Raw genomic sequence first — 5,236 nt, forward strand, 5'->3', positions numbered from 1 at the left:
GCTGCTGCTAACGCATTAGATGTTGCCCATGTATCGCCACCTGCGAAGGCTCTATCACTTAAAAGAATGGCCTCATCCGCTCCCATTGCTAAGCATTCTCTTAACATTTCATCAGCTTGGGGTGGTCCCATTGTAAGTACCGTTACATGAACGTCTTCACATTTATCCTTTAATGCCAGTGCCTCTTCCAATGCATTTGCATCATCTGGATTTAGTATGCTCGGAACACCATCACGAATAAGGGTTCCCTTTACAGGATCTATTTTCACTTCGTTTGTATCAGGAACTTGTTTTACACAAACAATAACCTTCATGTTTCTTCCTCCTCTTTATTTTATCTTATTAAAATATACAGCTAGACTCATCTAACCCAGAACGTTTGCAGCTATAACCATTTTTTGTACCTGTGAAGTACCCTCATATATCTCAGTTATTTTTGCATCCCTCATCATTCTTTCAACGGGATAATCCTTTGTATATCCATATCCGCCATGTAATTGTACAGCCTTAGTAGTAACATCCATAGCTACTTCCGCCGCATATAATTTTGCCATTGCAGATTCTTTTCCTGCAGGTAACTTTAAATCTTTTTGTAATGCTGCATTATATACAAGCAATCTTGCTGCATTTATTTTTGTTTCCATATCTGCTATCATCCACTGAATACCTTGGAATTTCGCTAATGGTTTTCCAAATTGTTGTCTTTCCTTGAGATACTTAACGGTTTCATCCATTGCACCCTGTGCAATCCCTAAAGCCTGTGCTGCTATTCCAAGTCTTCCCCCATCAAGGGTTGCCATTGCTATTTTAAATCCTTTACCTTCTCTGCCAAGAAGATTTTCCCTAGGCACCTTAACATTTTCAAATATTAACTCAGATGTCACGGTTCCCTTTATCCCCATCTTATCTTCATTTTTACCTACTGAAAAACCTGGAGAGTTTGTCTCAACTATAAAAGCACTTATTCCTTTTAAACCCTTAGCCTTATCTGTCATTGCAAAAACTATGGCAATATCTGCTACAGCACCTAAAGTAATAAAACACTTGGTTCCATTTAGTGTATAGTGTTCGCCCTCTAAAACAGCTGTAGTTTGTTGAGCTGCAGCATCTGAACCTGCACCAGCTTCAGTTAATGCAAAACAACCTATTTTTTCTCCCTTCGCTAGTGGAACCGCATACTTTCGTTTTTGTTCTTCTGTACCAAACTTCAATATAGGCCAAGTGAATAATGATGATGTACCCGATACATAAAGTGCAGTTGAAGCACATTGTTTTGACAATTCCTCCACAGTTATTGCATAGGACATATAGTCCCCACCTGCTCCTCCATATTCCTTAGGTGTAGGCACAGATAATAAACTATATCTACCTAATTCAGCAAATAATTCTTTTGGGAATTCGCCAGTTTTATCGATTTCTGCCGCTAGTGGAGCTAATTCTTTTTCAGTAAATTCTCTTACTGCTTTTCTTACTAATTTTTGTTCCTTCGTAAGATTCATAGGAAACCTCCTTAATATTTAGGTTTTATTTGTTATTGTTTTGACGATATATTACATTAGCAAATTTCGTGCCATAATCATATACCTTGTATAAACCGATGAACATATTGAAATAAAGCTACTTTTTTATAAATATAAACTCATGAAATATATATCATTTAATATTAAGTGCAATTTTTTTATGGGATGTGCAATAGTTGTACCTCCATAATTTCATTTAATGATTTAGTATATTCCCATTATGAGACACAAAAATACTGACAATAATATAAATATCACTGTCAGTCCAACAAATATATTTTAATACTTTCATTAATTTAACTTATCAGCAAGGCTTGTATTTTATCCATGTGCATCTGATTTTTAGCAATCTTTATTGCACCCTAAATTATCATTCGCTAATTTATAATTAGTATTAACACCTATGAATTTCGTCAACTCTTCCATAGCTTCTTGTTCATCTATACCATCTATGGAAATGGTAATAGAACTCCCTGTATGAATTCCTAGAACCATTATTCCCAATATACTTTTTCCGCTTACATTAATACTTCCCATCTGTATGAATATTTCGGAAAAAAATTTATTTGCAGTATTTACAAATAACGAAGCCTGCCTTGCACGTAATTCAAATTTATTTTTTATCTCTAGTTTTCTTTTAATCATCTTTACTCTATCCTTCTAAACAAATTACCTATTATGGAAAAATCCTTCTATGTATTTATTTAAAATACAACTTAAAATTGTTGTACTTATCCATATAATCTAGTTATAGTACCTCTTTGAATTTTTCCAGTATTGTTTTTAGGTATTTCTTCAATAACCTGTACATACTTTGGAATTTTAATACTTCCTATTTTGCCATTTAAAAATTCCTTTAATTCCTTTGTATCAATGTTTTTGCCTTGTTTTAGCGTAATAACCGCTTTACCAACTTCTCCCCATTTCTTATCAGGTACACCTACAACACATACTTCATGGATTGATGGATGCTTATATATTTCTGCTTCTATTTCTGGAGGAAATATATTTTCACCACCAGTGATAAACATATTCTTTTTTCTTCCAACTATATAATAAAATCCATCTTCATCTTTTCTAGCTATATCCCCTGTATATACCCATCCATCCCGTAATGTTGCACTGGTATCTTTTTCATTGTTCCAATATCCAGAGAATATTCCCGGACCACTCCAAATAATTTCTCCGCATTCATTTACTCCTACTTCATTACCTTCATCATCTACAATTTTAACTTGTGTAAAATAAAATGGTTTTCCTACAGAATTATATTTTTCTCTTATTTCTTTTAGCTCCATATCATCTGCCTGGATAGTTAGATTATTTGGTCCTGATTCCGTCATACCATAGGCAAGTACAAATTTTACCCCTTTCCTCCAAAATCTTTCCATAATATCAATTGGAGTTGGTGCTGCAGCACTTATCATCCACCTCAAGGAAGAAAAATCCGTTGTTTCAAATTCCGGTTGATTTATCATCATTCTATATATTGTTGAAACACCCAGTAATGTGGTAGGTTTTTCTTCATTTATTATTTTTAGTGCTAATTTAGGATCGCACTTCTTACTAATTATTATTCGCCCACCTACATGGAGATGCGGAAGATTCAATACACTCCATCCAGCGGTATGAAACATTGGTGTTAAGATAAATGTACTATCCAAATGGGATAAATTAAATGTTAAAACTCCACTAATAGAATTATATATCACAGATCTATGAGATATTTTTGCTCCTTTAGGTACTCCTGTGGTACCACCAGTATGAATAAGCATATGGATATCTTCAAGCTCTAAATTCTTCTCTTCCCTATAAGCATTATTCCCATAGTTCATAATTTCTTCATAATGTATGCCTTCTATTTTTTCCTTTGCATTTGATAATGCAATATAATCTTGTATCTTAGTCTTTGATTTTATTTTTCCAATTTTATCTTTAATTAACTCTTCATAGAACAATACTTTAGGTTCTTCATTATTAATCATTTCTATTAGTTCCTGTTCAGATAACAGCAGATTATATGTTACGAAAATCGCACCCGTCTTAGCAGTAGCATAATATGCATCAATTAACTCTATACAATTTCGCGTACAGAAAGCTACTCTATCTCCTTTTTTGACATTTAATTTCTCAACCATATAATTCGCTAATAAATTAGATCTATCTTCCAAATCCCTATAGGTATAATGAATTTTATTATCATAGTCATACACTGCTTCTCTTTCAGGAGAAATACGTGACCTAAAAAGAGAATAATTGCCAATCCATGTATCATTGTTCATTATTGAATCTCCTCCTACTATAGATAAACAGTATTAAGGTTTTAGAGAAAATAGTGAATGTTTCTACATTTTTTCTTTGAAATTTATTAAACCTTGAAGTTGCCTATCTCTATTAACTATACGACTACATTAATTATGTGTCAGCTCTACACTTAAGTTATATAACTTAAGCGTAGAGTTCACTCCCATGCATTCCTTTAATGTCATAGGGCAATGACACATATTAGATTTTAATGGGCGGCTTTTTCTTCATTACTTGCATTCTTATGCATAATTTTCACAACACCATATATTCCACCAATACACAATGCTCCGCCTATGAAATGTGTCAACAGCCATGTGAAAATATGTTCATGTACCTCTCCCATGTTTAATAATACCAAAAGAGCATAGGCAAATGTTACGGGATTAAATAAAAAGTCAGCTACTGGACCTAAACCAATAATTGCTAAAAGAGTTATACCTATAAGCGCATAGAATGCATACTCAGGTCCAATAATTGGAGTTAGTGTACTAAGTATTATTGGAAATGTATAACCTAAAATCAGTCCCATTGTACCTCCTCCAAAAATTGACTTTAGCTTACTAGTATCGAAATGAGAATTAAAGAAGAAAATCACCACAAGGTATGCTGGCCACGTAGCATGCACGTGTAACTTATGGAAAATCGCAGTACATATCACAAGCCATGTTACAAATGATACAGTTGTTGTTAGATGCTGTTTCATTATAAACTCCTCCTTCATATAATAAGTTTAAATAATAAATTTTTGTTTATTCATCTGAATACTTATAAGCGAGTCCATTGCCAACCGATTGGTAACTATAGATAGGGCTCAGTATTCGAGCCATTGAAAATCAATAGAAAGAAAGTCTTCTCTATAAATTTGTTTATTAGTACTGATATTAGCTCTAGAAAACTTGACAAGCCTTATATCTATCTACACTTAAGCTTTAAAAAGCTTAAGTGTAGAATCGGATCCCGTGCATCCCAAGGGAGGTCCCAGGTCCATAATTTTATAGTGAAATTTATTTTACAAGTTCAAATATCGCCGCTGCACCCATACCTCCACCAATACACATACTTACCATACCGTACTTGCTATTTCTTCTCTTCATTTCTGAAAGAAGTTTAATAGTGAGATATGCGCCTGTACATCCAAGGGGATGACCTGAAGATATAGCTCCCCCATTTACATTTATTTTTTCCTTATCAAGACTTAGCTCATTTATACAAGCTATGGATTGGGATGCAAATGCTTCATTAAGTTCTATTAGATCTATATCCTCCTGCTTCAGTCCTGCTATTTTCAGTGCCTTCGGGATAGCCTTCATAGGTCCTATTCCCATGATTTCTGGAGCTACCCCAACAGCTGTAAAGGCTTTGAATACAGCTATAGGTTTCATATTAAGTTCTTCTGCTTTTTCTCTAGA

Annotated in this window: 6 protein-coding genes; all 6 read right to left on the reverse strand. The window is 33.9% G+C overall.

Annotated features, from left to right (window positions below):
• Positions 1–269: electron transfer flavoprotein subunit beta (locus tag N4A31_05620; GenBank protein MCT4635698.1), on the reverse strand; the 269-nt coding region annotated here is incomplete at its 3' end.
• A gap of 96 nt (positions 270–365) precedes the next feature.
• Complete coding sequence (locus tag N4A31_05625; GenBank protein MCT4635699.1) at positions 366–1,499, reverse strand: acyl-CoA dehydrogenase; 1,134 nt, start codon at positions 1,497–1,499, stop codon at positions 366–368.
• Between the two features lie 363 nt (positions 1,500–1,862).
• Positions 1,863–2,165: an HPr family phosphocarrier protein gene (locus tag N4A31_05630; GenBank protein MCT4635700.1), complete on the reverse strand. Its 303-nt coding sequence runs from the start codon at positions 2,163–2,165 to the stop codon at positions 1,863–1,865.
• An 86-nt stretch (positions 2,166–2,251) separates the two neighbouring features.
• The gene (locus tag N4A31_05635; protein MCT4635701.1) at positions 2,252–3,802 is read right to left on the reverse strand and encodes an AMP-binding protein; all 1,551 of its coding nucleotides are present in this window, start codon (positions 3,800–3,802) and stop codon (positions 2,252–2,254) included.
• 230 nt (positions 3,803–4,032) lie between these two features.
• The gene (locus tag N4A31_05640; GenBank protein MCT4635702.1) at positions 4,033–4,530 is read right to left on the reverse strand and encodes a hypothetical protein; all 498 of its coding nucleotides are present in this window, start codon (positions 4,528–4,530) and stop codon (positions 4,033–4,035) included.
• A 301-nt stretch (positions 4,531–4,831) separates the two neighbouring features.
• Positions 4,832–5,236 (reverse strand): acetyl-CoA C-acyltransferase (locus N4A31_05645; GenBank protein MCT4635703.1); only part of this gene is annotated, 405 nt, incomplete at its 5' end.

This window comes from Rickettsiales bacterium (assembly GCA_025210695.1).
GTDB lineage: Bacteria > Pseudomonadota > Alphaproteobacteria > Rickettsiales > CANDYO01 > CANDYO01.

Bases quoted from the DNA above. Each gene is read 5' to 3' on its own strand.
- N4A31_05625 (MCT4635699.1), bottom strand. From the start codon at position 1,499: ATGAATCTTACGAAGGAACAAAAATTAGTAAGAAAAGCAGTAAGAGAA.
- N4A31_05630 (MCT4635700.1), bottom strand. From the start codon at position 2,165: ATGATTAAAAGAAAACTAGAGATAAAAAATAAATTTGAATTACGTGCA.
- N4A31_05635 (MCT4635701.1), bottom strand. From the start codon at position 3,802: ATGAACAATGATACATGGATTGGCAATTATTCTCTTTTTAGGTCACGT.
- N4A31_05640 (MCT4635702.1), bottom strand. From the start codon at position 4,530: ATGAAACAGCATCTAACAACAACTGTATCATTTGTAACATGGCTTGTG.